Here is a 26,266-nt window from a genome sequence, read left to right as displayed (position 1 = left end):
ATGGGAAAGCAGCGGACATATTACGCGCCGTGGTCAAGAAATGACCGCCATGACCCGATCGACTCACTGCTTGCAAAGGCAAAGAGGCCAGATCCGGCGGATGACGAGCGGAAAGACTCAGCCGTCACCCGTGTGCTTTCTAAGCAACATATTGTGGCGAAAATGCAACGGTTGTGGGTGCCGAGTCAAGCGCTGCGGGAGCTCCGGTAGACTGATACACCAAGTTCACGGATTTTCTTGCGCAAGGTGTTCCGGTTGAGGCCAAGCAGGTCGGCTGCCTTGATCTGGTTGCCGCGGGTTGCCGTCAAAGCAGCCAGTATGAGCGGATATTCCATTTCGGCCAGCACGCGGTCATAAAGGCCTGCCGGCGGCAACCCCTCGCCGAAACCGGCAAAATACTGCCGCATGTTCTCTTCCACAGCCTGCGAAATCGACATCGACCCGGAGCGGCTCGATGCCTTCTCGATCGGACTGTCGGGAATGTCGGAGCGCAATTCGCTTTCGATGATTTCACGGGTGATGACGTCCTGCGGATAGAGGGCCGTCAGGCGGCGCACGACGTTTTCGAGCTCGCGGACGTTACCGGGCCACGGATGCGCCTTCATCAGTTCCAGCGCTTCCTGATCAAAGCGCTTGACGTCGAGCCCTTCCTTTTCGGCCTGCTGGACGAAATGACGGACGAGATCGGGAATATCCTCGGCGCGATCGCGTAGCGGCGGCAAGCGTAGCGGCACGACGTTGAGGCGGTAATAGAGATCCTCGCGGAACAGGCCCTGGTTGATCGACTGCTTCAGATCCTTGTTGGTTGCCGCGACGATGCGAACATCCGAGCGGATCGGCGTGCGGCCGCCCACGGTGGTATATTCGCCCTGCTGCAGCACGCGCAGCAGACGCGTCTGCGCATCCATCGGCATGTCGCCGATTTCGTCGAGAAACAGCGTGCCGCCCTCGGCCTGTTCGAACCGGCCGGTCGAGCGGTTCTGCGCGCCGGTAAAGGCGCCCTTCTCGTGACCAAACAATTCCGATTCGATCAGGTCACGCGGGATCGCCGCCATGTTGATGGCGACGAAGGGGCCGTTGCGGCGCTTGCCGTAATCGTGCAGCGCCTTGGCGACCAATTCTTTGCCGGTGCCGGATTCGCCGGTGATCATCAGCGTCAGATCGGTCTGCATCAGCCGCGCCAGAACCCGGTAGATTTCCTGCATGGCGGCAGAGCGGCCAACCAGCGGCATACCATCCTGCGGGTCGTCTTCCAGCTTCACCGGCTTGCGCCTGGGCTCGGCCAGCGCCCGGCCGATGATGGCGATCAGTTCGGTCAGGTCAAAAGGTTTCGGCAAGTAATCGTAGGCACCTTTTTCCGAGGCCTTGATCGCCGTCATGAAGGTGTTCTGGGCGCTCATCACCAGCACCGGCAGATCCGGCCGCGCCTTCTTGATCCGCGGCAAAAGATCGAAGGCATTCTCGTCCGGCATGACCACGTCGGTCACGACAAGATCGCCGTCGCCAGCCGAGATCCACCGCCACAGCGTTGCTGCGTTCGAGGTGATGCGAACGTCGTAACCGGCGCGGCTGAGCGCCTGGTTGAGAACGGTACGGATGGCAGCGTCGTCGTCAGCGACGAGGATGGTGGCGCCAGTCATCGGGATTGTCCTTTTATGATGGTCAGTGGCTCGCTGTCTTCGGCCGTAGGCCCTTTCGAAGCGGGCATCAGAACGCGAAATGTCGTGCGGCTCGACTGGCTGTCGCATTCGACGATGCCCCCATGGCCACCAATGATCTTGGCGACGAGGGCAAGGCCGAGGCCGGAGCCATTGGTCTTGGTGGTGATGAACGGATCGAACAGATGCGGAACCAGATCGGAGGGCACGCCCGGCCCGTTGTCGTGGACGCAGAATTCGAGCGGCAGCGAAATCTTTTCCCGTGTTCCGGCAACCGACAGGCGGATACCCGGCCTGTAGGCCGTCGTCAGCATGATCTCGCCGTCCGGCTTGTCGGCAACCGCTTCCGCCGCGTTCTTGATCAGGTTGAGAAACACCTGGATCAGCTGATCGCGATTAGCATAGACCGGCGGCAAGGACGGGTCGTAATTTTCGGTGATCCGGATTTTCCGCGCAAAGCCAGCCTTGGCAATGGCCTTCACATGATCGAGCACCGAGTGGATATTGACCGGATGGCGATCGACTGGCCGCTCATCGGAAAACACTTCCATGCGATCGACCAGCGACACGATCCGGTCGGTCTCGTCGCAGATCAGCCGTGTCAGCGCCCTGTCCTCGTCATTGACGGATGTTTCCAGCAGCTGGGCGGCACCGCGGATACCCGACAGCGGGTTCTTGATCTCGTGGGCAAGCATCGAGGCAAGGCCGGTGACCGAGCGTGCCGCTGCCCTATGGGTCAGCTGCCGGTCGATCTTGTCGGCCATCGAGCGTTCCTGGAAGACGATCACGACGGACCCAGGCTCGGACAGGACCGGCGCCACATAGAGATCGACGAGCTTGTCGGCACCGAGCCGCGGCGAGCTTAGATCGACCCGGTATTCGTTGACAGCCGCACGCCGTTCGCGGACCTGCTCGATCAGCGTCAAAAGCGGGCTGCCGAACGGAATGAAGGCGCTGATGTCGTGGCGGGCGAGATGATTGGCGCTGGCGCCAAAGAATGCCTCCGCTTCCCAGTTGGCAAAGGCGACGAGACCGTTCTCATCGACGAGGATCACCGGATTCTGGATGGCGTTGAGAACCGCCATCGGCAGCGAATTGACCGCCCTCCGTTCCTCGTCGCCCATTTTCTCGGTCATGCCGCATCCTTTTGTTCGACGAGGCCAGCCCCGGCCGCAATGGCAGCCACAGCGCCGGACAGGGCGGTGGCCGCGTCAGTGGAGGTCATGATTGCCGCCTTCTCCTGCGCTGCGAGTTGCGGCGCAAACCGCCCAAGATACCAGCCGAGATGTTTGCGGGCATGGCGAAGGCCGATATCGGCTCCGTAGAAGTCCAGCATCATGCCGTAGTGCTCGGAAACGATATCCGCGATCCCTCGTGCATCCGGATGCCCGACCGCGCCGGCGAGCACGGCGGCATGCCAGGGGCGCCCCTGGCTGGAGCGACCGATCATCACTGCATCGGCGCCGGAGCGCCTGAGAATCTCGTTGGCATCGTCGCGTGTTGCCACATCGCCATTGGCGACCAGCGGTACGGAGATCACCTCGCGCACGGCGCGGATCGCATCCCAATCAGCAGTGCCGTTATAGAACTGCATGCGGGTGCGGCCGTGAATGGTGATCATCTGGACGCCAGCGTCTTGCGCCCGCTTGGCAATCAGTGGCGCGTTGATGGAGTTTTCGTCCCAGCCGAGCCGCATCTTCAACGTCACCGGAACATCAACCGCCTTCACCGTCGCCTCGATCAGCGACAGCGCGTGATCCGGATCGCGCATCAGCGCCGAGCCGGAATAACCGCCCGTCACCTTCTTGGCCGGGCAGCCCATATTAATGTCGATGACATCGGCGCCATTGTCGGCGGCGATCTTTGCCGCTTCCCCCATCCAGTACGCCTCGCGCCCGGCCAACTGAACCATATGCGGATCGATGCCAGAACTCTTCAGCCGCGACCAGCTTTCAGACGCATTGCCGACCAGTTCGCGGCTTGCTACCATTTCGGTCACGACGAGGCCGGCGCCGAACCGCCAGGCCAACTGCCGGAAGGGCAAGTCCGTCACGCCGGACATCGGCGCAAGCACGACGCGGTTCCTGAAGGAGAGCCGGCCAACCCGAAACGGGGATGACAAATCCGGTATCTGCAAATGATTATCTTTCGGGCACATCTTTATTCTGCACTATTTTTAGACATACTTGACGGGCTTGCCAAGCGATTTCAGAGCTCTACGACAAAATTCTCGGGACAACTGGTAAAGCCCACCCCTTCACGGTAAATCACCACTACGAATTGAAGCACCGCCTGCCGAGCCGGCATGCGCCTGGTGTTTGACGAAGACTGGAGCGAAAGACCTGCCCATACACTTGGTAGCGGGGCGGGCAGCGACCTATTTGCAGGAACCCATATAGAAGATGCGCGCAAAAGAACAGTTTTCCTGTGGTGTCGTCATTGTCGCTGCCGGCCGGGGTGAACGCGCCGGTTCGCTGCAGGATGGACCGAAGCAATACCGCACCATCGGCGGGCTGCCGGTTATGACCCATACGCTTGACGTTTTTGCGACATGGCCGAGGGAAAAGACGATCGTCGTCGTCATCCACCCCGATGATGAAGCTCTGTTCGTTGATGCACTCAGCCGTGTTTCCGGTGATACCTCGAATGTCACGTTTGTCCATGGCGGGCCGACGCGGCAGCTTTCGGTGCTGGCGGGACTGAAGGCGCTGGAACAGTCCGGCGTCACCCATCTGATGATCCATGATGCAGTCCGGCCGTTCATCGACCATGCGTTGCTCGAGCGCTGTGTCTCTGCACTGACCGAGGGTGCCGACGCCCTCCTGCCCGCCATTGCGGTTGCCGATACGTTGAAGCGTGGCTCTGCTGACGGAAAGGTTGTGGAGACGGTGCCGAGGGTGGGCCTTTACAGCGCCCAGACGCCCCAGTGCTTTCGCTTCGCATCGATCCTGGAAGCGCACATGAATGCCGCCGTCTCCGGCCGCTCGGATTTTACCGACGACGCCTCGATTGCCGAATGGGCCGGAATGCCGGTGACGCTGATCGAGGGATCGGTGGACAATGTAAAACTGACGATCAAACGGGATATCACCATGGCCGATGAAAAACTGAACCGGAACGCGCTTCCGGACGTGCGAACCGGCAATGGCTATGACGTGCATCAGCTGATCGACGGCGACGGCGTGACGCTCTGCGGTATCTTCATGCCGCATGACCAGACGCTGCTTGGCCACTCCGATGCCGACGTCGCCCTGCATGCCTTGACCGACGCTCTGCTCGCCACCTGCGGCGCCGGCGATATCGGTGATCATTTTCCACCGTCCGATCCACAGTGGAAGGGTGCCGCGTCGCGCATTTTTCTCGAACACGCGGCCAAGATCGTTCGGGACAATGGCGGCACAATCATGAATGCCGACGTTTCGCTGATTGCCGAGGCACCGAAGATCGGCCCGCACCGGCAGGCGATGCGCGAAAACCTTGCTGATATGCTCGGTATTTCGCTGGACCGCTGCTCGGTGAAGGCAACGACCAACGAGAAAATCGGCTTCATCGGCCGCCGCGAAGGTATTGCCGCAATCGCCACGGCGACGGTTGTCTATGCTGGAGGGATCAAATGAGTGGCTGGCCAAAGGATATCGAAGCCAAAGCAGGCATGTTGATCGCGGAATTTTCAAAACGTGGGCTGATGATCGCCACGGCTGAATCCTGCACCGGCGGCCTGATTACCGGTATCCTGACGGAAATTCCGGGCTCCTCATCGGTGGTCGATCGCGGCTTCGTCACCTATTCCAACGATGCGAAGATCCAGATGCTCGGCGTCCATACCGCAACACTTGAAACGCACGGCGCCGTATCGCGCCAGACGGCGATCGAAATGGTGCGCGGCGCGCTTGGCCATTCAAAGGCGGATGTGGCGGTTGCCGTGACCGGCGTTGCCGGTCCGGGCGGCGGATCGGACGAAAAGCCGGTCGGCCTTGTGCATCTGGCGGCAGCCAGCCGGAACGGCGCGGTGCATCACCGCGAGATGCGCTATGGCGACATCGGCCGCGACGCAGTCAGGATGGCAACGGTGCGCACGGCACTCGATATGCTGGAAGAGACGGCAGGAAGCTGAGTTTGTACTACGCCGTCGCGTAGATCGTGTCGGCGCGCTTCTCGAAAGCTTCGGAAAACATCCGGAATGCCCGGTCGAACATCGAGCCCATCAGGGCGCCGAGAATACGGCTCTTGAATTCGTAGTCGATGAAGAAGTTGACGGAACAGCCGCCCTCTCCCATCGCTTCGAAACTCCAGCGATTGTCGAGATACTTGAACGGTCCATCGATATATTTAACGTCGATGATGCGCTCTGCCTTGTTCAGCAGAACCTGCGTGGTGAACGTCTCGCGGATCGCCTTGTAGCCAACGGTCATATCCGCGACGAGCAGTTCCCTGCCGTCACGTTCCTTGCGCGAACGCACCGTCAGGGCCTCGCAAAGCGGCAGGAATTGCGGGTATTTTTCAACATCGGCAATGAGGTCGAACATCTGGTCGGGTGAATGCTTGACGGGGCGGCGGGTCTCGAATTGTGGCATGGCGTTTCAGATATTCAATGATGTGCGGAAAAACAAGATGGCATGCCGCCACACCTTATTGACCACATGAACCGGACGTCACGTCAGGCAGGGCCATTTTGCTGCGTGACGTTACGATAGGCGTTGATGACGGCTTGTGCTGAAATATCGGCTTGTGCTGCATCCGTCTGGTAATTGCTGAAGGAAAGCCGCATCACCTGTCTTTTCCGCCAAAGCGCCCCGGCGGCGAATGCGGTGCCGTCTTGCTGGAGACGTGCAATCGTCCGTCTGGTCGCGGTGTCGGCATCATCGGCGGACATGTCGGTGCCGAAGCGGACAATGACCTGGTTGAGAACGACGCTGTTGACAATCTCGATGCCGGGTTCTTTCGCCAGCCTTCCTGCAAAGACAAAGGCCGCCTCGCAGTTTCGGTCGATCAATGCGGCAATGCCGTCACGCCCAAGATGCTTGATCATCGACCAGGTTGGAAATCCCCGCGCCCGTCGCGACAGCTCGGGCACGTAATGCGATGGGTCGCGCTCGCCCTGCGCAACCAGCGGCAGATAGCTTGCGGCGATGGACATTGCACGGCGATGCGCCAGTTCGTCGCGCACGATCGCATAGCCGCAATCGTACGGCGTTTGCAGCCACTTGTGGCCATCGGTTGCCCAGCTGTCGGCCAAGCCGACGCCTGCCGTCAGGTTTCGTTTTTCCGGGGACGCTTGAGCCCATAGCCCGAACGCCCCATCGACATGAACCCAGGCGCCATGCGATTTTGCGATGGGAATGAGTTTGGCGAAATCGTCGCAGTCCCCGGTATTGATCTGCCCGGCCTGCAGGATCGCGACGGATGGGCCATCGATCGACCTGAACGCCTCGGCGAAGGCCTCGGGTACCATTCGCCCCTGATCGTCTGTCGCCACCCGCAAGACACGGTCATGGCCGAGCCCCAGAAACTGCAGGGCTGAAAATATCGTGGTATGCGCATCATCGCCGATGACGACCGTGATCTGCGGCGCGCCGAACAGGCCTTGGCTATCCGCATCCCAGCCGACTAAGCGCAGGACCGCACCGCGCGCGGCCGCAAGACAGGTGAAATTGGCCATCGTCGCGCCGGTGACGAAACCGACTGAACTGTCTCGCGGCAAGTCGAGCAGGTCCAGCAGCCAGCGTGCGCACACCGCTTCGACGGCAGCGGCCGATGGAGCAACCACGTGATTGCCGGTATTCTGCCCCCAGGCCGATGTCAGGAAATCGGCGGCGACGCCTACGGGATGAGATCCGCCCATGACCCAGCCAAAAAACCGCGGCCCCGTCGGCATGTGCAAACCGGGCTCGGCCTTGTCAACCAGCGTATCGAGCACATAGCCGGCCGACGATCCGTGTTCCGGCAGTTCCTCGGAAAATGCGGTGAAAGCTTGAGAGTAATCCCGTAGCGGCCGTTGTGGCCTGTCGCCGGGCGAGTGCCGGAATTGCGCCGCATAGGCGGCGGCCTTGAGGAAAAGTGCACCGACATCCATGCCCGTCTCCCGGGATTTGCTGCCCCACGCCTGGTCGAAGAATAGATGGAACTGTCGGCTGCTTCAAGGACCGCGAAGTTGTGCCTGCAGGCTTCTCGTGTCGGCATGCGACCGGACAATGAACACAGGCACTTCAGAACCGTAATCCGCCAGCTTCTGCTCGATCTCCGGGCTTTCCGTCTTCTCGAAATTCCAGATGTAGGACAGGAACTCGAGCGTCAGGCGCTCGGGGCAGTTCTCGGCCATTTCCGGTCGCGTCCTGCCGCGAAATCGCAGCCAGCGGCTGACGACGCCATAGAGCGAAACATGACGGCGCGGCCGCATCCAGATGACGAGATCGGTGCGCGGCAGACGCAGCGGCAAGGTGCCGGGGCTTGTGCCGTCCATGATCCACCGCGGCCGGGCCGCCGCCCGCTCGACGATCTCAAGCGCCTCGGCCCTCGGGCGCTGCGTCCATCCCGGCATCCAGAAAACGTCGCGGTCCATGGAGACATAGGGAAGCGTAAACAGCACGGAAAGCGTCTGCGCCAATGTGCTCTTTCCGCTACCGGAACAACCGATCACGAGAACACGATCGGCGGTGCGAAGGGCCGCTGCCGCCTGAACAACGTTCAAAAGCCTATCGGACATTTGCAAATTCCTGCACGCTTTCAGTCAGAGCATCGATGTCCCGCCGGCTCTTAAGCGTCAGCACCGGCATGTCCGGTGCGTGCCGGTCGAGCATATTGACGATCACGGGAGAAACGCGCTGTTCGAAATTCCAGATATAGGAAAGAAATTCACGATCAGGCAATTGTTCAGGGCAGCCCGGCGCCATATCAGGACGCACGCGGCCAAAGCTCGATGCAACGCGACAGACAAGCCCCCAGAGGCAAACCAGGCGCGGTAGGCGAACCCAGATGACCAGGTCCGTTCGTGGAAAGCGCAGGTCAAATGAGGATGGGCCGCTGCCGTCCATGATCCAGCGATCCTGCGCAACACTGGCCGCGATGAGCACCCCCTCTTCAACCTTCGGCCGCTTGACCCAGCCCGGCAACCAGAAAAAATCCCGGTCCATCGAGATGTAGGGCAGATTAAGTTTTGCAGAGAGTTTTCTCGAAAGCGTGCTCTTGCCGCCGCCGGAGCAGCCGACCACCAGGATGCGGCGCGCCGTCTGCAGGATAGGCAAAACATCCTCGATTTCCGGGATATAAGACGGCATGACGGCTCCCAACAGCGAAGCCGCGCACCATAGAGTTCAAATTCGGATTGGCAACGTCTGGATGATTACACGGCCACGGCCAAAAGCTTTTTCTCGCGGTTTGCCTTCAGCCGCGCAAAATCGTCGCCGGCATGGTGCGACGAGCGGGTCAGCGGGCTGGAGGCGACCATCAGGAAGCCCTTGGTATAGGCGACCGTCTCGTAGGACTTGAACTCTTCCGGCGTGACAAAGCTCATCACCTGATGATGCTTGCGGGTCGGCTGCAGGTATTGGCCGATGGTCAGGAAGTCGACATCGGCGGTTCTGAGGTCGTCCATCAGCTGCAGCACTTCGTTGCGCTCTTCGCCAAGGCCGACCATGATGCCCGACTTGGTGAACATCGTCGGATCGAGTTCCTTTACCCGCTGCAAAAGGCGGATCGAGTGAAAGTAGCGCGCGCCCGGACGCACCGTCAGATAGTTGCCGGGCACGGTTTCCATATTGTGATTGAAAACGTCGGGCTTGGCGGCAACGACGCGCTCCAGCGCGCCAGGCTTCTTCAGGAAGTCGGGCGTCAGGATTTCGATGGTCGTCAGCGGCGACGCGGCACGAATCGCCCAGATCACCTTTTCGAAATGCTCGGCGCCACCGTCAGCCAGATCGTCGCGGTCGACGGAGGTGATGACGACGTGGCTCAGGCCCATCTGCTTGACGGCCTTGGCGACGTTTTCCGGCTCGGCCATATCCAGCGCGTTCGGCTTGCCGGTGGAGACGTTGCAGAAGGCACAGGCGCGGGTGCAGATCTCGCCCATGATCATGAAGGTCGCGTGCTTCTTGTCCCAGCACTCGCCGATATTCGGGCATCCCGCCTCTTCACAGACCGTGACGAGCTTGTGCTCCTTCACGATCGATTTGGTTTCGGCATAGCCCTTCGAGGTCGGCGCGCGGACCCGGATCCATTCCGGCTTGCGCAGCATCTCGGTATCGGGCTTGTGGGCCTTTTCCGGATGACGGATACGCGGAGCGTTGGGATCGAGAGTGGTGCGGTCGAGGATCGTGACCATCAATGGCTTCCAATTTTGCTTCAAGCGCAACAGCGCGCCCGTCAGGGCCGGATAGAATGGCCCGCCTTTTCAGATGGAGGCGAGCCCTAGCACAATCAAGCGTTCAGCGCACGTCCGTAGGCATCGAGCACGCTTTCCTTCAGCGTCTCCGAAATCGTCGGATGCGGGAAGATCGTGTGCATCAGGTCTTCTTCGGTTGTCTCAAGGTTCATGGCGACGACGAAGCCCTGGATCAGTTCGGTGACCTCAGCGCCAACCAGATGCGCGCCGAGCAATTCGCCGGTCTTCTTGTCGAAGATGGTTTTCACCAAACCCTGATCTTCGCCAAGCGCGATCGCCTTGCCATTGGCAACGAACGGAAAACGTCCGACACGGATGTCGCGGCCTTCCGCTTTTGCCTTGGCTTCGGTCAGGCCAACCGAGGCGACCTGCGGGTTGCAATAGGTGCAGCCCGGGATTTTCAGCTTGTCCATCGGGTGCACATTCGGCAGGCCGGCGATCTTTTCGACGCAGATGACCGCCTCGTGCTCGGCCTTGTGGGCGAGCATCGGCGGGCCGGCGACGTCGCCGATCGCGTAAACGCCCGGCACGTTGGTCTTGCCGTAGCCGTCGATGACGATGCAGCCACGGTCGGTCTTGACGCCGAGCGCCTCCAGGCCGAGGTTTTCGATATTGCCCTGAACGCCGACAGCCGAGATCATCCGGTCGGCCGTGATCTTTTCGACCGAGCCGTCCTTCTTCTCAACATGGGCGGTGACAGAACTGGCTGATTTTTCGACCTTCGTCACCTTGGCATCGAGGATGATCTTCATGCCCTGCTTGTCGAACTGCTTCTTGGCGAAGGCGGAGATTTCCGCATCCTCGACCGGCATCACTTGGCTCATCAGTTCAACCACGGTCACATCGACGCCCATGGTGCGGTAGAACGAGGCGAACTCGATGCCGATGGCGCCGGAGCCCATGACCAGCAGCGATTTCGGCATTTCCTCCGGTTTCATCGCCTCGAAATAGGTCCAGATCAGCTTGCCATCCGGCTCGATGCCCGGCAGCGCGCGCGGACGGGCGCCGGTAGCGACGATGATGTGCTTGGCGGTATAGGTGCCCTCGCCCAGCGTGTTCTTCGGGATCGGTCCCTGCGGCTGGACGATCGCCTTGGTGGTCTTGGCAACGACGATCTCGTTCGGCTTGGTGAGCTTGGCCTCGCCCCAGATGATATCGACCTTGTTCTTCTTCATCAGGAAGGCGACGCCGCCGTTCATGCGCTCGGCAATGCCGCGCGAACGCTTGACGATCGCCTGCAGGTCCGGCGAGATCTTGCCTTCGAGCGTCAGGCCGTAGTTCTTGGCATGCTCGGCAAGGTGAAGCACTTCGGCGGAGCGCAGCAGCGCCTTGGTCGGAATGCAGCCCCAGTTGGAGCAGATGCCGGCCAGATGCTCGCGCTCGACCACGGCGACCTTCAGGCCCAGCTGTGCTGCGCGGATGGCCGCGATGTAGCCGCCGGGGCCGGAACCGATGACGATGACGTCGTAGGAATTTGCCATTCTTGTTTCCTGCCTCTTCCTTAGGTCATGTTCCGGGCCAAGAGGACCCATTCATGCCTTTTGCTATCTTCAAAGAGCGGCACGGCCGGAAGCCGCGCCTGCTCGGCAAATCCGTTGGCCGCATAAAGCGCCAGCGCCGTATCATTGTGGCTTTCGGTGATCAGGCTGACCTGCCCGCCCTTGGCCTTGTCGATCTCATGGGCAAGCAGCGCTCGTCCGATACCCTTGCCGCGATGGTGCCGGTAGACACCCAGGCTGTCGATGAACCGGCTGCCGATTACCAGAACCTGCAGGTCCAGCAACGGCTTGATCACCGGATGGGGTGCCACGATATCGCGAACATTCTCATCCAGGCCGTAACCGATCGATGCACCGGCAATCTCGCCGTCCCATTCGGCCAGCATTGCATCTTTCCAGGCGCCGGGCTCGTCGTCCATCCGCAATCGCGACCGCCCCTGCTCCATGGCGGTATCCTTGCTTCCGCGCATCACCGCGCCGTGCCAGAGCCAGGTTGCGAAACCATGCGAGGCGATGTCGACCAGTATGGCCAGATCAGCCGCATCCCGCCGTTCCGCCGCCCGTATATGCAGAGCCACGGTCATTCAGAGCCCGAGCATCATCCGGACCATCGGCTCAAGGCCGCGTCCGATAGCGCGCGTATTGTCCATATCCAGATGCACGCCATCGAGCGGCGTCGTCCGCGCCACCGAACCGGCATCGAAGAAGCCGCAGCCGAGTTCATCGGCAAGATCGGCATAGAGCGAGGCCATCATCGACGATTGCTCGACAGCACCTGCGAACATTGCCGCAAAATTTGCATTCGCGGTCTCGCAGATTGCCGGTGGCGCAACGATCAGAATTTCCGGGGCCTCGGCCTGCACGTCCGGCCAGCTGTGGTGCCAGACGAGCTTGACCAGCCTCTCGATGCCCTTGACCGCGCCAAAGGCGGTTCCGTGCACCAACGGCTTCATATCGTTGGTGCCGAGCAGAAAAATAACCAGATCGATCGGCGCATGGGTCTGCAGGAGCGTCGGCAGGATGCGCGCGCCATTGCGGTCACAGTCGGCGAGATGATCGTCATAGGCGGTCGTGCGGCCATTCAGGCCCTCGGCGATCACCTGCACGCCATTGCCAAGCGCTTTCTGCAGGACACTTGGCCAGCGGTCGTCCAACGCATGCCGGCCGCCCGTTTCCGCGTCATATCCCCAGGTCAGACTGTCACCGTAGCAGAGGACTGTTTTCATCGCGGCGCTCAAAGTTCCCCTCCCCCTTGCGGGGAGGGGTTAGGGGTGGGGGTGGCAAGAGCCGTGGCAATTCGTCGTAATACAGATGGCATATCAAGCATCACATCCTTGTTCATAACACGCATAACCCGAAAGTTCTGGCCAAGAAGATAGGCATCGCGCTCGCCATCACGTCGCCGTTGATCCACGTCGTTATGAACAGCTCCATCCACCTCAATGATCAGCCGTTCTCTCAGACAGACAAAATCCACAACATAACGGCCTATCGCCATTTGCCTGCGAAAATGCGTGCCCTGCGGTTCCGGAAACTCCCGGCGCAGCGCTTGCCAAAGATGGCGTTCCGCATCCGTCATTGTTCTGCGCAGTCGAGGAGCATTGAGCGCCGCGGCCTGGCTCGGCGGTCTTGGATTTTCCCGGTTCCATGCCATCTCAGACCCTTCACCCTTCCGCCAACACCCCCACCCGTCCGCTCACGCGGACACCCTCCCCGCAAGGGGGAGGGAAAGTTCACTTATACCAGCATGCCCATCGGGCTTTCGATGTAGCGCTTGAAGGCGCCGAGCAGTTCGGCTCCGAGCGCGCCATCGACGGCACGGTGGTCGGTCGACAGCGTCACGGTCATGACGGTGGCAACGACCATCTGGCCCTTCTTGACAATCACCCGCTCCTCGCCTGCCCCGATCGCAAGGATCGTCGCATGCGGAGGATTGACGACGGCGGCGAAGTTCTTGACGCCCATCATGCCCATGTTCGACACCGCAGTCGTGCCGCCCTGGAATTCCTCGGGCTTCAGCTTCCGGCTCTTGGCGCGGGCGCCGAGATCCTTCATCTCGTTGGAGATGGCCGACAGGCTCTTCAGTTCGGCACTGCGGACGATCGGCGTGATCAGGCCACCCGGGATCGACACGGCAACGCCGACATCAGTGTGCTTGTGCTTGACCATGTTGGTTTCGGTCCAGGACACATTGGCATCCGGAACGTCACGCAGTGCAAGCGCCAGCGCCTTGATGACCATGTCGTTGACCGAAAGCTTGTAAGCGGGCTTGCCGTCCTTTTCCGGGCTTGCAGCATTGAGCTGGGCACGAAGAGCAAGAAGGGCATCCAGTTCGCAATCGACGGAGACGTAGAAATGCGGAATGGTCTGCTTGGATTCCTGCAGGCGCTTGGCGATCACCTTGCGCATGCCGTCATGCGGCACGAGCTCGTAGGAGCCTTCGGCGAAGTTCTTCAGAACGGCTTCGTCCGACGCGCCCTTGGCAAGCGGAGCCGGAGCAGCGGCGGTTGCTGGAGCTGCGGCCGCAGGAACAGCCTTTGCGCCACCGCCGGCAACTGCGGTTTCCACGTCCTTCTTGATCACGCGGCCATGCGGACCGGTGCCGGAAACAGCCGAGATATCGATGCCTGCGTCCTTGGCCAAACGGCGGGCCAGCGGCGACGAGAAGGTCCGTGCACCGGATGATGCCGACGCCTGAGCGGCAACCGGGGCTGGAGCAGCGGCAGCAGCAGGTGCGGCCTCTGTCTTTGCCGGGGCTGCTTCAGCCTTTGCTTCGGCCTTTGCAGCCTCTGGCTTCGCAGCCGGTGCCGCGCCGCCGCCGGAAGCGGCAGCAGCAACGTCTTCACCGTCGGCAGCGAGGATGGCGATCAAGGCATTGACCTTGACGCCTTCGGTGCCGGCGGCAACCACAAGCTTGGCGACTGTGCCTTCATCGACGGCTTCGACTTCCATCGTCGCCTTGTCGGTCTCGATCTCGCAGAGAACGTCGCCGGCGGAGACCTTGTCGCCTTCCTTGACCAGCCACTTGGCGAGGTTGCCCTCTTCCATGGTCGGCGAAAGGGCTGGCATGGTGATGTTGATAGGCATCTCTTCACCCTCCCTTATTTGTAGCAGACGGTCTTTACCGCCTGGACGACTTCACCGACATTCGGCAGGGCCAGCTTTTCAAGGTTGGCGGCGTACGGCATCGGAACGTCCTTGCCGGCGATCGTCAGGATCGGCGCATCGAGATAATCGAAGGCCTGCTGCATGACGCGGGCGGCAATTTCGGTGCCGACGGAGGACTGCGGATAGCCTTCCTCGACGGTGACCAGACGGCCGGTCTTCTTGACGGATTCGATCACGGCCGGCAGATCCATCGGACGGATGGTGCGCAAGTCGATGATCTCGACGTCGATGCCTTCCTTCTCCAGTTCAGCCGCAGCTTTGACCGCATAGGTCATGCCGATACCGAAGGAAACGATGGTCGCATCCTTGCCGACGCGGTGAATACGCGCCTTGCCGATCGGCAGGACGAAATCGTCCATCTTCGGCACGTCGAAGGAGTGACCGTAGAGGATTTCGTTCTCGAGGAAGATCACCGGGTTCGGATCGCGGATCGCAGCCTTGAGCAAGCCCTTGGCGTCGGCTGCCGTGTAGGGCATGACGACCTTGAGGCCCGGAATATGGCTGTACCATGCCGCATAGCACTGCGAGTGCTGGGCGCCGACGCGTGCGGCCGCACCCGACGGACCACGGAACACCATCGGAGCGCCCATCTGGCCGCCAGACATGTAAAGGGTCTTTGCCGCCGAGTTGATGATCTGGTCGATTGCCTGCATGGCGAAGTTGAAGGTCATGAACTCGACGATCGGACGCAGACCCGTCATCGCAGCGCCGACGCCGATACCGGCAAAACCATGTTCGGTGATCGGCGTATCGACGACGCGGCGAGGACCGAACTCCTGCAGCAGGCCTTGGGTGATCTTGTAGGCGCCCTGGTATTCGGCGACTTCCTCACCCATGACGAAGACGTCTTCGCTGCGGCGCATTTCTTCGGCCATCGCATCGCGAAGCGCTTCGCGCACGGTGGTCGAGACCATTTCGGTACCGGCCGGAATATCCGGATCGGACGGAATGGCGGCCTTCGGCTGAGCCGGAACGGTTGCCGGGGCTTCGGGCTTGACCGGTGTTTCCGTTTTGGCAGGCTCTGCAGCAGCCACAGGCGCTGCAGCCTTGGGGGCAGCAACATCGCTGGCGCTCTCGCCGTCCTGCAGCAGGACCGCGATCGCGGTGTTGACCTTGACGCCTTCGGTGCCGGCGGCGATCAGGATCTTGCCGATGACTCCTTCGTCAACGGCTTCCACTTCCATGGTCGCCTTGTCTGTTTCGATTTCGGCGATCACGTCGCCGGAGGTGACCTTGTCACCCTCGTTTTTCAGCCACTTGCTGAGCGTGCCTTCTTCCATCGTCGGGGACAGAGCGGGCATCAGAATTTCGATAGGCATGATGTTTTCCTCGTCCCGGTCTTAAAGCAGAATATCGGTGTAGAGCTCGGATACATCCGGCTCCGGATCGGCCTGGGCAAAATCGGCGCTGTCGGCGACGATGTCGCGAACGTCCTTGTCGATCGCCTTCAGCTCGTCTTCGCTCGCCCAGCCGTTTTCCAGCAGGCGCACCCTTACTTTTTCGATCGGATCGTTCTCGGAGCGCATCTTCTGCACCTCGTCCTTCGAACGGTACTTGGCCGGGTCCGACATCGAGTGACCGCGATAGCGGTAGGTCTGCATCTCGAGGATCATCGGACCCTTGCCGGCGCGGCAATGCTCGACAGCCTCGTCTCCCGCAGCCTTGACCGCACGGACGTCCATGCCGTCAACTTGGTAGCCGGGGATACCGAGTGCCACGCCGCGCTGCGAGAAATCATGACCGGCAGAGGCGCGCGACACCGAGGTGCCCATGGCATAGCGGTTGTTCTCGACGATGTAGATCACCGGCAGGTTCCACAGAGCCGCCATGTTGAAGCTCTCGTAGACTTGGCCCTGGTTGGCAGCGCCGTCGCCAAAATAGGCAAGCGATACATTGTCGTTGCCGCGGTAACGGTTGGCAAAGGCCAGACCGGTGCCGAGCGAGACCTGCGCGCCGACAATGCCGTGGCCGCCGTAAAAATTCTTTTCCTTGGAGAACATGTGCATCGAGCCACCCTTGCCGCGGGAAAGCCCGCTGCGGCGGCCGGTCAGCTCGGCCATGACGCCACGCGCACTCATGCCGCAGGCGAGCATATGGCCGTGGTCACGATAGGCGGTGATCACCTGATCGCCTTCCTTCAGCGCCATCTGCATGCCGACGACGACAGCTTCCTGACCGATGTAGAGATGACAGAAACCGCCGATGAAGCCCATGCCATAGAGCTGGCCCGCCTTTTCCTCGAAACGGCGGATGAGGAGCATTTCGCGGTAGGCCTTCAGATCGGTATCGCGATCGAACTCGGCGATCGTGCCGTTTGTGAAGTCTTTTTTTGCTGGCTTGACAGCGGCCTTGCGACTGGAAACGGACGCGGATTTTCGCGGTGCCATTCAATCCTCCCTATGGTTGGCTTTTGTGGTACCATAGGGAAAGAATGCCAACACAGCAATGCCATATTTGCATGGCTTATATTCTCATCAACCAATTGATAAGATTATAGTATTTCAAATTAACCGGTTTTCGGTTAATGTGGCAACTCAGTGAAAAATAACGATTTCGTCGATGCGGGACATATTCAGGCCGAACCGTGCTTTTTCATCCAGCATGTCCCGCTCGAGCGAGCCATCGCTCAGCAGCGCGACTTCCTTTTCCAGCGTCTGACGCTTGGCAGTCAGCTCGTCGAGCCGCGCCTGACGCTCCAAGCGCTGCCGGTCGAATGTCTCCGTCGCCTTCAGCCCAAAATCTCCATGAATGGAATGATAGCCGAAATAGGAGAGAAACGCGACAGTGATGAGCGGCATCACAAACCGCCCCAGCTGCCGTTTTTTATGGTGTTTGGTCCACATAGATCATGCCCTGATACGCAATACCTAAACACGCTACCAGCCATTGATTAACCGACCGTTGACCATAAGACCGGCAACAAAAAACCCGCGTCCGTTTCCAGACGCAGGTTTCATCATTTCAAGGCGTTTGCGGATCAGCCGCGCAGGATCGAGCGGCCGGCATATTTCGCCTGCGGACCGAGCTGTTCCTCGATGCGGATCAGCTGGTTGTACTTGGCAAGCCGATCGGAGCGCGACAGCGAGCCGGTCTTGATCTGTCCGCAATTGGTGGCAACGGCGAGATCGGCGATGGTGGAATCCTCGGTTTCGCCAGAGCGGTGCGACATGACGGCGGTGTAGCCGGCCTTGTGTGCGGTCTCGACGGCATCAAGTGTTTCCGACAGCGAACCGATCTGGTTGACCTTAACGAGGATCGAGTTGGCAACGCCCATCTTGATACCATCGCGCAGACGCGAGGAGTTGGTGACGAACAGATCGTCGCCGACCAGCTGGCACTTTTTGCCGGCGAGATCGGTCAGCGTCTTCCAGCCTTCCCAATCGTCTTCAGCCATGCCGTCTTCGATCGAAGCGATCGGATATTTGGCGGCAAGCTCCGCCAGGTATTCGGCCATGGCGCCCGGCTCGAGTGTGCGGCCCTCGCCTTCCATGACGTACTTGCCGTCCTTGAAGAATTCGGTCGAGGCGCAATCGAGGCCGAGGAACATGTCTTCGCCCGGCTTGTAGCCAGCCTTTTCGATCGACTTCATGATGAAGTCGAGGGCTTCCGACGCACTGTTCAGGCCCGGGGCAAAGCCGCCTTCGTCGCCGACATTGGTGTTGTGGCCCTTGGCCGACAGTTCCTTCTTGAGAACATGGAAGACTTCCGCGCCCATGCGAACGGCGTCACGCAGGCGATCGGCGCCAACCGGAAGGATCATGAATTCCTGGAAGTCGATCGGGTTGTCGGCATGGGCGCCGCCGTTGATGATGTTCATCATCGGAACCGGCAGCAGGCGGGCGTTCGGGCCACCGACGTAGCGGAACAGCGGCAGGTTGGAGGCTTCCGCAGCGGCCTTGGCCACGGCGAGCGATACGCCGAGGATGGCGTTGGCGCCGAGACGCGACTTGTTGGCCGTGCCGTCCAGTTCGATCATCGTTGCGTCGATGTGGAGCTGGTCTTCGGCATCCATGCCGCCGATGGCCTCAAAGATCTCGCCGTTGACGGCTTCGACTGCCTTTTCGACACCCTTGCCATGATAACGCTTGCCGCCGTCACGCAGTTCGACGGCTTCATGCGCGCCGGTGGAAGCGCCCGAGGGAACTGCGGCGCGGCCAAAGCTGCCGTCTTCGAGATGGACGTCGACTTCGACGGTCGGGTTGCCCCGGCTGTCGAGAATTTCGCGGCCGATGATGTCGATGATTGCAGTCATGATCTCTTCCCTGCTTCAAACATGGTGGTGGAGGATGGCCCTGTCATAATTCATGGACCGGAAATTACAATGGCGGGGCCTGAGCAATCGCAGCCAGCGCCCGGCCTTCAAGAAAAATTCACAAAGCCCGCTATCAGCGTTTTGCCACGGCGTCGAATGCCAGCAGCGTCTCCAGGAGGCGCGGCATGTCCTTCAGGTAAACCATGTTCGGACCATCGGAAGGGGAATTGTCGGGATCCTCATGGGTCTCGATGAACACACCTGCGACACCGACGGCAACGGCTGCACGTGCCAAAGTCTCGACGAATTCGCGCTGGCCACCCGACGAAGCACCCTGCCCGCCCGGCTGCTGCACGGAATGGGTGGCGTCAAAGATCACCGGTGCACCAAGGCTTGCCATGATCGGCAGCGAACGCATGTCGGAAACCAGTGTGTTGTAGCCGAAGGACGCACCGCGTTCGCAAAGCAGCACGTTCGGATTGCCGCTTTCGGTGAACTTGGCGAGCACGTTCTTCATGTCCCAGGGAGCCAGGAACTGGCCCTTCTTGACGTTGATGACACGGCCGGTCTTGGCAGCGGCAACCAGAAGATCTGTCTGGCGCGAGAGGAAGGCCGGAATCTGCAGAATATCGACGGTCGGCGCCACTAGAGCACACTGTTCTTCCGTGTGGATGTCGGTGATGACCGGAAAACCGAATTCCTTCTTCAGATCGGCAAAGATTTCCATCGCCTTTTCCAGGCCGATGCCGCGCTTGCCGGAAATCGACGTGCGGTTGGCCTTGTCGAAAGAGGATTTGTAGACATAGCCAAGGCCGAGCGACTTGCAGAGCTCAGCCATCGTGCCGGCGATCATGAAGGCGTGGTCACGGCTTTCCATCTGACAGGGACCGGCGATCAGTGACAGTTTTTGGGTATTGGAAAATACCACCTGACTGGCGCTGCTGCCGGCAACGACATTTGCATTGGTCTGCATGATTATTCTCCGAATGCGAAGATGACACCCTGCCCCGCCGCTTCCGCAACGAGCAGGCGATTGTCTTTTCTGATGAAGGGCACCGCGTTGGCGTTAAGAAGATGTTCGGTCACGGCCAGATCGGCGACCTTGAAGACGACGGCGCGGCCACGAAGACCGCGCGAATGGCCTGTGGTCTTCCTGTCGAAAAATCCGGACATGCCGGCCTGATTGAGGACGGAAATCTTTACGCCGTTGCGCGTCTCGATATCCATGCCGAAGGAATGCGCCGAGACTTCGCGCTCATCGACCACCTCCTGCAGGATATACTGGAAATCGGTCGGGTTCGGTTCCGACAGAACCACCTCGGCCAAGCCCGTTACACCATTGGCATGGGTTTCCAGCGCGGCGCGGTCAGATGGCAGCGGCATGACGCGCTGACAGCTGAAAAAGAAGAAATCCGGCGAACGCAGATCGGCGGCAAACGACAGGCGAAAACTGCCGACAGCCTCGGAGCCATCGGGCAATTTCATCGGCCGCGAAAACTCGAGCATGTCGCCGGCCGAAATGCCTTTTTCCCGAAAACGGGCATGGTCGGCAACTGCATCGTCCGTGCTTAAGACGACAGCCGAAAAGCCGTCCTGTCCACGCCGGAACCGGTAGGCCTGATCGCGCGCAATGAAAACATTGCCGGCGAGCGCCGCCGCTTCGCATTCCTCACGCTGGGCGATGCCGATGGGCTCGAGATAGGTCTTATCGGAAAAGAACACGCAGGCGTTTTCAGTTCCGAAGGGATGGCGGGCATCTGCAGCGACGGTAAAACCCAGCTGCTGCAGCCGGTTGCGGGCAGTTGCGAGTTCACCGACCGGCAGGACCAGATGATCGAGCTGGCGGGACGTGCGAGGAGCAACGGTCATGAAATTCCTTGAGGCTCAGCGTTGGCAGGTGCTTTGCCCGTTTTATACGGCATTTTCAAGAAAATTTGGACCGGCGGGGAAAATGGACGGCGGCACTTGTCAAATGCCAAAGGCCCAGCGCTGGGTGCCGGGCCCTTGGCTGGATCGGTCAGAGGTTGCTCATGCCGCCGTCGATGATCAATTCGCTGCCAACCGTATAGGCCGCCTCATCGGAAGCGAGGAAAACCACGGCCTTGGCGATTTCGGAGGGATTGCCAAATCGTCCGGCCGGGATCTTCGCTGCCGCCATGGCTTCGGTATCTGTGGCCGACATGCCGAGCTTGCCGTAGAGCGGCGTTGCAACCGGACCGGGACTGATAGCGTTGACGCGAATGCCGCGACCGATCAGTTCACCGGACAGGGTTTTGGCAAAAGATAGCAAGGCAGCCTTGGTCAGCGCGTAGACGCTGGTGTTCGGCATGCCGATATGGGCATTGATCGACGTGTTGAGCACGATCGAGGCCGGATTGGCCAGAATCGGCAAGAGCGCCTGGATCAGGAAGAACGGACCTTTGACATTGATCGCGACGGAGCGATCGAAGGCCTCCTCGTCGAACGCTTCGATCGGCCTGAAATCGGCTGCACCCGCATTGACGAACAGGATGTCGAGATGGCCAAAGGCGGACTTCACTGCCTCGACGACAGCCTTTTGCCCGGCAACGTCGCCCGCATTGGCCTGAATGAAGAGAGCCTTGTCGCCAAGGACGGTGCGGGCCGTTTCGATGGTGGCCGGATTGGTGCCGGTGACCGCGACGCGGGCACCCTCGGCGATGAACTGGCGGGCCGTTTCAAGGCCGATGCCACTGGTACCGCCGGTGATCAGCGCTGTCTTGTTCTGCAAGCGTGACATGGTGAAATTCCTTCAGTTTGCCGTTCGGCCGATCGGGTTCAGGTGCGTGTAATCGAGGCGCCGCCATCGACAAGCGAAGCCGTACCGGTGACGAAAGCGGAATCATCGGATGCGAGATAAAGCACCGAGCGGGCGAGCTCTTCGGGCGAGGCAACCCGTTTCAAGGCATGCAGGTTGGTGATGAAGGACTGCGATTGCGCAGTGTTGTTCATCTCGCGATACATGTCGGTATCGACGGCGCCAGGCAGGATGGCATTGACGCGCACGCCCTGCGGACCGAATTCAGCGGCGAGTGCCTGGGTCAGGCCGATCAGGCCAGCTTTTGAGGCAGCGTAGGCAGCAACACCCGGGAAGGCGAAGCTATAGCCGACAAAGGTCGAGGTGAAGATTACCGAGCCTGCGCCATGCTTGACCATTTCGGCGATCTGGTGCTTGGCGCCAAGGAACGATCCAGTGAGGTTGATGGCGATGGCATCGTTCCAGCCCTGCTCGGAGACACCTGTGGAGGGACCGGCCTCGCCAAGCGTTCCGGCATTGTTGAAAGCGACATCGAGGCGGCCGTATGTTTCGACGGCAAGGGCGACGAGCGCCTTGGCATAATCTTCCGAGCGGACGTCACCGGCAAGCGCGACGGCGTCGCCGCCCGAAGCCTGGATCTCGGCAACCAGCGCGTCAAGCTCGCTCTGGCGGCGGGCGCCAACGACGAGCTTTGCCCCTTCGGCAGCGAACAGTTTTGCCGTGGCGCGGCCGATACCGGCGCTGGCACCGGTGACGATTGCGACTTTGTTGGATAGGCGTTCCATGATCTTTTCCTCTTTTGGCAGAGCGGTTGAGAGGCCGTGTGGCCATCTCTTCATGCCGTTTGCTTGAGGCGAATATGGCTTTATTCAAACGTTCTGATTAGTCTGCAAATCAAGGAACTCGTATCCGGAAAACCCGAACGATGATGAAGCTCGATGGTATTGCCAGTTTTGTCGCCGTTGCCGAAAGCGGCTCGATCAGCGAGGCGGCGCGGCGGCTTCGATTGTCGAAATCCGTCGTCAGCGAGCGGCTTGCCGAACTGGAGCGCAGCCTTGGTGCCGGCCTGCTTCATCGCACCACCCGCAAGCTCACTTTGACGGAAGATGGGACCGCTTTTCTTGAGCGCGCCAACCGCATTGTCCAGGAGATCGAGGCGGCGGCATCGGACATGGCCGAACGGCGCGGCACGATCTCCGGCCCTTTACGCATTTCCGCACCGGTCACATTCGGCCGCATGCATCTCGGCCCGGCGCTCTATCCCTTTCTGGCTGAACATCCCGATCTGCAATTGACGCTCGACCTCGACGACAGGCGTGTCGATGCGGCAGCCGACGGCTACGACGCCGTGGTGCGCAACGGGCCGATCGCCGATTCCCGGCTGATGGCTTGGCGGCTGGCGCCAAGCCGGCGCGTTCTTGTCGCCTCGCCCGCCTATCTCAGGGACAACGGTAGACCGGGGACCATCGAGGAACTCGAGCAGCATCGGGGCATCTTCTACACCAACCGCGGCGTTGCCGACTGGCGTTTTCCCAGCGTCGGCGGGACCGTCATCGTGCGTGGCAAGATGGGCCTTGGCCTCAACAATGGCGACATGTTGCGCGACGCCGCGATCGCCGGCCTCGGCATCGCGCTCATTCCGATGTTCATTGTGGGGGCAGAGGTTGCAGCGGGGGAGCTAGAGACGGTCGATATCGGCGTGCAGCCGGAGCTTGAATATATCCACATCGCGCATCCCGATGGGCGGCGGCCGTCCGTCAAGCTGCGGGCGCTGGCCGATCATCTGCGGGCCGCATTCGGCAGCCCACCCTATTGGGATCCGGCATTTTCAAGCTGAGGGATCCGGATCAGTTGCACGAGCGCAACTGCTTGGCATAGGCATTGGCGATGTTTGCCGAACGCTGGGCGGCTTTCTGCAGTTGCGCATTGCCGCGCCAGGCGCCTTTTCTAAAGCCGGCGTCGCCAAGGTAATATGCCAGATAGAGATTGTAGGCATCGTTGCGGGCGATGCCGTTCTTTCTGCTGTTCTTGTTGTGGTACCAGGCGACGAAATGAATGGCGTCGGAGAATTTCGTCCGCCGTGCCATCGGGTTGCCGGTCGATTGTTTGTATTCCGACCATGTGCCGTTCAGCGCCTGCGAGAAACCGTAGGCGGTGGATTGCCGTTTCCAGGGGATGAAGCCGAACAGTTTGGTGCGCGGCGGCCGGGCATTCGGGCGGAAACCGGATTCGGTGTAGATCGTCGCCATCAGGATATGCACGGGAACGCCATATTGGCGCTCGGCGTGGTTTGCAGCGCGCTGCCAATTGTTGAACCAGCCGTCACGCTGCTCGAAAATCGCGCAGGCGTTGCGGGTATCCCGGGGTGCACTCGCACAGCCGGCCAGCAGCAGAAGGGCGACGATAAACGCAATACGCATCGCTTGAGATCTCTCACTTTCAGAGAGATTACTAACCGGTAAACGTTAAAGAGACGTTTTTAGACAAATTGGCACGGCTTTTTCCCGGTTTTTCAAATGATCGCCGGCGGCAAAAAACCTAAAGTTTCAGCGCGTAAATCCGGCCTGACGTAACGTAACCCTCCGCCACCTCAAGCCGCACCGCACGAACCGGCTCGAAGCCTTCTATGCGCTTTGTCCCCGCCCAGCGGCCGTGATCGGCAAAGACCTCGATCGAGCCGGCATCGAGAAAAATCCGCAGGCTGAGAGGGTGGGCACCGCGCGCGATGTAGCGTGGCTCGGTCATCACGCCCGGCAGCGTGTAGAGGATCGACAATCCTTCCGCATCGAGCTGCAGGGCCAGATCGACATCCGGATGATCGAAATGCAGCATGAAGGATGCGCCGGGCCACGACAGTTCCAGCAGGATTTCGACCGCGCCCGTTTCCAGTCCGACCGTTTCGCCGCTGGCCAGTCTCGTCTCGTCGATCAGATCATGGCGCAGGCTCTCGACGGCTGCGACCGGCGGCGTCAGGATGGCGCCATCGGCAAGACGCAGGTTGCGCGGCAGTGTCATCGCAGTTGGAAAATCGATCGTGTGGGAAACATCCGCCCAATTGGCGAGCCAGCCGATGCCGACCGGCAAACCCTCATCGACAAAGGCCTGAAAGGCATAATTGTCGGTGCCGAAATCAAGCTCCTGCTCGAAATCCGTCCGGAAGCGGACCCCGTCGAAATGGCCGACCGCGATCAATGTCAGGTTCTTGCGGCCGGTATCGGCATGGGTGCTGTTCATCAGCCCGTAGATCAGCGCCCAATGGGTATCGGGGTCCTCCGCGGGACCGTCGAGCGGCAACAGGCACGGGCATTCGATCACAGCTGTGCCGAACCGTTCCTCCAGAAGCAACGTGCCGACGAAACGCCAGCCATCGGCGGCCGTCGGATCATCGGTTTCATAGAGAAGAATAACGCCACCCTGCTGGCTGAGGCTGCCGAGCACCATTTTCCACAGCCCGTCGGGGCCTTTGACCACATAGGGGTCGCGAAAGTCGAGCGTCAGGCCGAGACCCACCGGGCGGTTTGCAAGAATGATCTCGGCCTGGCTGGCAGTGATGATGTTGTGCGAGGTAGCGGTCAGCTGCACCTGGGTTTCAGGTGTGCGATCGATCACCTGTTCGGTGAAGAAGACGCGAATACCGCCCTCGTCGCCGATCGGGATGGCGGAACCGGAAAAGGCCCCGCCCCGCCGGTCCGGCCGGGCCGTCAGGTCTTCGGAGGGAAACAGGAAGATCGGCATGTGATGCCAGTGGATATAGTCTTCGGATACCGCATGGCCCCAGTGCATCGTGTTCCAGCGAAGGCCATGGGAATAGTGCTGATAGAACAGATGCGGGCGCCCGGCAAAACGGCCAAAGCCGTTTGGATCGTTCATCCAGCCGAAGGGCGGGCGGAAATGATAGCCGTGCGGCGCGGGCGCGGGCGCATTGGCAGCGCTGGTGTGCATCACGGTAATGCCCTTTTCCACCACCTCGGCCGCGTTGAAGAAATAGGCGACGGAGACTGCTGTGGTCGCCGTATCATAGACGCAGGAGAGCGCGCCGCCGCTGGTGGCGACGAAGGTGCGGAAGACATATTCCTCGGCATTGCTGACGGAGACCTCGCCAATCTTGTCACCGCCGAGCACAAACGCCATCGTCCCCGGCGCAGCCGGCGTCAATGCCTTCAGCCAGACATGCAGCGTCGCGCTGAGCGGGACGTCTGCCTGCAAGACTTTAAGTGTTTCCGTGGTCATAACGTCCGTCAATCTCGCGTTCCTCCTTCAGCGCAGAGCCGCCTTCCGAACGAGGAAACGATGCGCGCCTTTCTCAAAGCCATCCTTGCGACCTAGTGCCTGATCGCCGGATGTAAAGACGACGATCCGACGCGCAAGACGGCAAAAACATCCCCGCGCGGTGTTCGCCGTGGTTTTGAAAACATGCACTCAATCGGACGGGGCACTGGAAACCGCCTCTAATGAGTAAATATATTTGACGCCTTCCAGCGCCCCGTTTGGCGTTCTCTCGGGAGCTTTCCTCCCTACAGACCCCGACTGCGGATT

Annotated in this window: 26 protein-coding genes; 3 read left to right on the top strand and 23 right to left on the bottom strand. The window is 60.5% G+C overall.

Features of this window, described 5'->3' with window-relative positions:
• Positions 1-185 precede the first annotated feature (185 nt).
• From ntrC to dusB, 3 genes are read right to left on the bottom strand one after another with little or no spacing between them, the layout of a single operon-like run.
• Positions 186-1,640: a nitrogen regulation protein NR(I) gene (gene ntrC, locus ACP7E6_RS13075; RefSeq protein ID WP_113315674.1), complete on the bottom strand. Its 1,455-nt coding sequence runs from the start codon at positions 1,638-1,640 to the stop codon at positions 186-188.
• Positions 1,637-2,794 (bottom strand): two-component system sensor histidine kinase NtrB, encoded by a 1,158-nt coding sequence (locus ACP7E6_RS13070; RefSeq protein ID WP_426230161.1) that lies wholly within the window; start codon positions 2,792-2,794, stop codon positions 1,637-1,639. The genes ntrC and ACP7E6_RS13070 overlap by 4 nt, the downstream gene beginning before the upstream one ends.
• Complete coding sequence (dusB, locus tag ACP7E6_RS13065; RefSeq protein WP_426230160.1) at positions 2,791-3,816, bottom strand: tRNA dihydrouridine synthase DusB; 1,026 nt, start codon at positions 3,814-3,816, stop codon at positions 2,791-2,793. Before dusB ends, ACP7E6_RS13070 begins: the two co-directional genes overlap by 4 nt.
• 244 nt (positions 3,817-4,060) lie before the next feature.
• Here dusB and ACP7E6_RS13060 point away from each other — a divergent pair, with 244 nt between their 5' ends.
• Both ACP7E6_RS13060 and ACP7E6_RS13055 read left to right on the top strand, forming a co-directional pair.
• The gene (locus tag ACP7E6_RS13060) at positions 4,061-5,275 is read left to right on the top strand and encodes a bifunctional 2-C-methyl-D-erythritol 4-phosphate cytidylyltransferase/2-C-methyl-D-erythritol 2,4-cyclodiphosphate synthase (protein WP_426230159.1); all 1,215 of its coding nucleotides are present in this window, start codon (positions 4,061-4,063) and stop codon (positions 5,273-5,275) included.
• Positions 5,272-5,772: a CinA family protein gene (locus ACP7E6_RS13055; protein ID WP_426230158.1), complete on the top strand. Its 501-nt coding sequence runs from the start codon at positions 5,272-5,274 to the stop codon at positions 5,770-5,772. Before ACP7E6_RS13060 ends, ACP7E6_RS13055 begins: the two co-directional genes overlap by 4 nt.
• A 7-nt stretch (positions 5,773-5,779) precedes the next feature.
• Here the strand turns inward: ACP7E6_RS13055 and ACP7E6_RS13050 are convergent, their stop codons facing one another.
• The 18 genes from ACP7E6_RS13050 to ACP7E6_RS12965 form a co-directional block, all read right to left on the bottom strand.
• Positions 5,780-6,232: a type II toxin-antitoxin system RatA family toxin gene (locus ACP7E6_RS13050; RefSeq protein WP_426230157.1), complete on the bottom strand. Its 453-nt coding sequence runs from the start codon at positions 6,230-6,232 to the stop codon at positions 5,780-5,782.
• Positions 6,233-6,315: 83 nt separating this feature from the next.
• Positions 6,316-7,731 (bottom strand): pyridoxal phosphate-dependent decarboxylase family protein, encoded by a 1,416-nt coding sequence (locus tag ACP7E6_RS13045; RefSeq protein WP_426230156.1) that lies wholly within the window; start codon positions 7,729-7,731, stop codon positions 6,316-6,318.
• A 63-nt stretch (positions 7,732-7,794) separates the two neighbouring features.
• The gene (locus ACP7E6_RS13040) at positions 7,795-8,361 is read right to left on the bottom strand and encodes an AAA family ATPase (RefSeq protein ID WP_426230155.1); all 567 of its coding nucleotides are present in this window, start codon (positions 8,359-8,361) and stop codon (positions 7,795-7,797) included.
• The gene (locus ACP7E6_RS13035) at positions 8,351-8,932 is read right to left on the bottom strand and encodes an AAA family ATPase (RefSeq protein ID WP_426230154.1); all 582 of its coding nucleotides are present in this window, start codon (positions 8,930-8,932) and stop codon (positions 8,351-8,353) included. Before ACP7E6_RS13035 ends, ACP7E6_RS13040 begins: the two co-directional genes overlap by 11 nt.
• A gap of 65 nt (positions 8,933-8,997) precedes the next feature.
• Positions 8,998-9,975: a lipoyl synthase gene (gene lipA / locus ACP7E6_RS13030; protein ID WP_426230153.1), complete on the bottom strand. Its 978-nt coding sequence runs from the start codon at positions 9,973-9,975 to the stop codon at positions 8,998-9,000.
• Positions 9,976-10,070: 95 nt separating this feature from the next.
• On the bottom strand, positions 10,071-11,516 hold the full coding sequence (lpdA, locus tag ACP7E6_RS13025; RefSeq protein WP_426230152.1) for a dihydrolipoyl dehydrogenase: 1,446 nt from the start codon (positions 11,514-11,516) through the stop codon (positions 10,071-10,073).
• 20 nt (positions 11,517-11,536) lie between these two features.
• Complete coding sequence (locus ACP7E6_RS13020; protein WP_426230151.1) at positions 11,537-12,118, bottom strand: GNAT family N-acetyltransferase; 582 nt, start codon at positions 12,116-12,118, stop codon at positions 11,537-11,539.
• Positions 12,119-12,760 carry an SGNH/GDSL hydrolase family protein gene (locus ACP7E6_RS13015; protein ID WP_426230150.1) on the bottom strand — a complete coding sequence of 214 codons (642 nt, stop codon included), beginning with the start codon at positions 12,758-12,760 and terminating at the stop codon, positions 12,119-12,121.
• A gap of 8 nt (positions 12,761-12,768) precedes the next feature.
• The gene (locus tag ACP7E6_RS13010; RefSeq protein WP_426230149.1) at positions 12,769-13,188 is read right to left on the bottom strand and encodes an endonuclease domain-containing protein; all 420 of its coding nucleotides are present in this window, start codon (positions 13,186-13,188) and stop codon (positions 12,769-12,771) included.
• Positions 13,189-13,271: 83 nt separating this feature from the next.
• Positions 13,272-14,621 (bottom strand): pyruvate dehydrogenase complex dihydrolipoamide acetyltransferase, encoded by a 1,350-nt coding sequence (locus ACP7E6_RS13005; protein WP_426230148.1) that lies wholly within the window; start codon positions 14,619-14,621, stop codon positions 13,272-13,274.
• A 14-nt stretch (positions 14,622-14,635) separates the two neighbouring features.
• Complete coding sequence (locus ACP7E6_RS13000) at positions 14,636-16,021, bottom strand: pyruvate dehydrogenase complex E1 component subunit beta (RefSeq protein ID WP_426230147.1); 1,386 nt, start codon at positions 16,019-16,021, stop codon at positions 14,636-14,638.
• Between the two features lie 21 nt (positions 16,022-16,042).
• Positions 16,043-17,089: a pyruvate dehydrogenase (acetyl-transferring) E1 component subunit alpha gene (gene pdhA, locus ACP7E6_RS12995; protein ID WP_426230146.1), complete on the bottom strand. Its 1,047-nt coding sequence runs from the start codon at positions 17,087-17,089 to the stop codon at positions 16,043-16,045.
• Between the two features lie 147 nt (positions 17,090-17,236).
• Positions 17,237-17,545 carry an FtsB family cell division protein gene (locus ACP7E6_RS12990; protein ID WP_426230145.1) on the bottom strand — a complete coding sequence of 103 codons (309 nt, stop codon included), beginning with the start codon at positions 17,543-17,545 and terminating at the stop codon, positions 17,237-17,239.
• A gap of 134 nt (positions 17,546-17,679) precedes the next feature.
• Entirely contained in the window at positions 17,680-18,954 is a 1,275-nt protein-coding gene (gene eno, locus ACP7E6_RS12985; RefSeq protein WP_426230144.1) for a phosphopyruvate hydratase, read from the bottom strand.
• 133 nt (positions 18,955-19,087) lie between these two features.
• Positions 19,088-19,930, bottom strand: a complete 843-nt coding sequence (kdsA, locus tag ACP7E6_RS12980; protein WP_426230334.1) for a 3-deoxy-8-phosphooctulonate synthase — start codon at positions 19,928-19,930, stop codon at positions 19,088-19,090.
• Complete coding sequence (locus ACP7E6_RS12975) at positions 19,930-20,823, bottom strand: VOC family protein (protein WP_426230143.1); 894 nt, start codon at positions 20,821-20,823, stop codon at positions 19,930-19,932. The genes kdsA and ACP7E6_RS12975 overlap by 1 nt, the downstream gene beginning before the upstream one ends.
• 148 nt (positions 20,824-20,971) lie before the next feature.
• Positions 20,972-21,712, bottom strand: a complete 741-nt coding sequence (locus tag ACP7E6_RS12970) for an SDR family oxidoreductase (protein WP_426230142.1) — start codon at positions 21,710-21,712, stop codon at positions 20,972-20,974.
• Positions 21,713-21,750: 38 nt separating this feature from the next.
• Positions 21,751-22,515 (bottom strand): SDR family oxidoreductase, encoded by a 765-nt coding sequence (locus ACP7E6_RS12965; RefSeq protein WP_426230141.1) that lies wholly within the window; start codon positions 22,513-22,515, stop codon positions 21,751-21,753.
• 140 nt (positions 22,516-22,655) lie between these two features.
• Between ACP7E6_RS12965 and ACP7E6_RS12960 the strand changes: the two genes are divergently transcribed.
• Positions 22,656-23,567 (top strand): LysR family transcriptional regulator, encoded by a 912-nt coding sequence (locus ACP7E6_RS12960; protein ID WP_426230140.1) that lies wholly within the window; start codon positions 22,656-22,658, stop codon positions 23,565-23,567.
• Between the two features lie 10 nt (positions 23,568-23,577).
• Here ACP7E6_RS12960 and ACP7E6_RS12955 read toward each other — a convergent pair whose 3' ends face one another.
• Both ACP7E6_RS12955 and ACP7E6_RS12950 read right to left on the bottom strand, forming a co-directional pair.
• On the bottom strand, positions 23,578-24,150 hold the full coding sequence (locus ACP7E6_RS12955; RefSeq protein WP_426230139.1) for a transglycosylase SLT domain-containing protein: 573 nt from the start codon (positions 24,148-24,150) through the stop codon (positions 23,578-23,580).
• 118 nt (positions 24,151-24,268) lie between these two features.
• Positions 24,269-25,960, bottom strand: a complete 1,692-nt coding sequence (locus ACP7E6_RS12950) for a GH32 C-terminal domain-containing protein (protein ID WP_426230333.1) — start codon at positions 25,958-25,960, stop codon at positions 24,269-24,271.
• Positions 25,961-26,266 lie beyond the last annotated feature (306 nt).

The organism is Pararhizobium sp. DWP3-4 (genome assembly GCF_049898205.1).
Classification (GTDB): Bacteria; Pseudomonadota; Alphaproteobacteria; order Rhizobiales; family Rhizobiaceae; genus Pararhizobium.
Note: the sequence above shows the minus strand (reverse complement) of the source record. Positions and strands in the feature narration are given on the sequence as shown.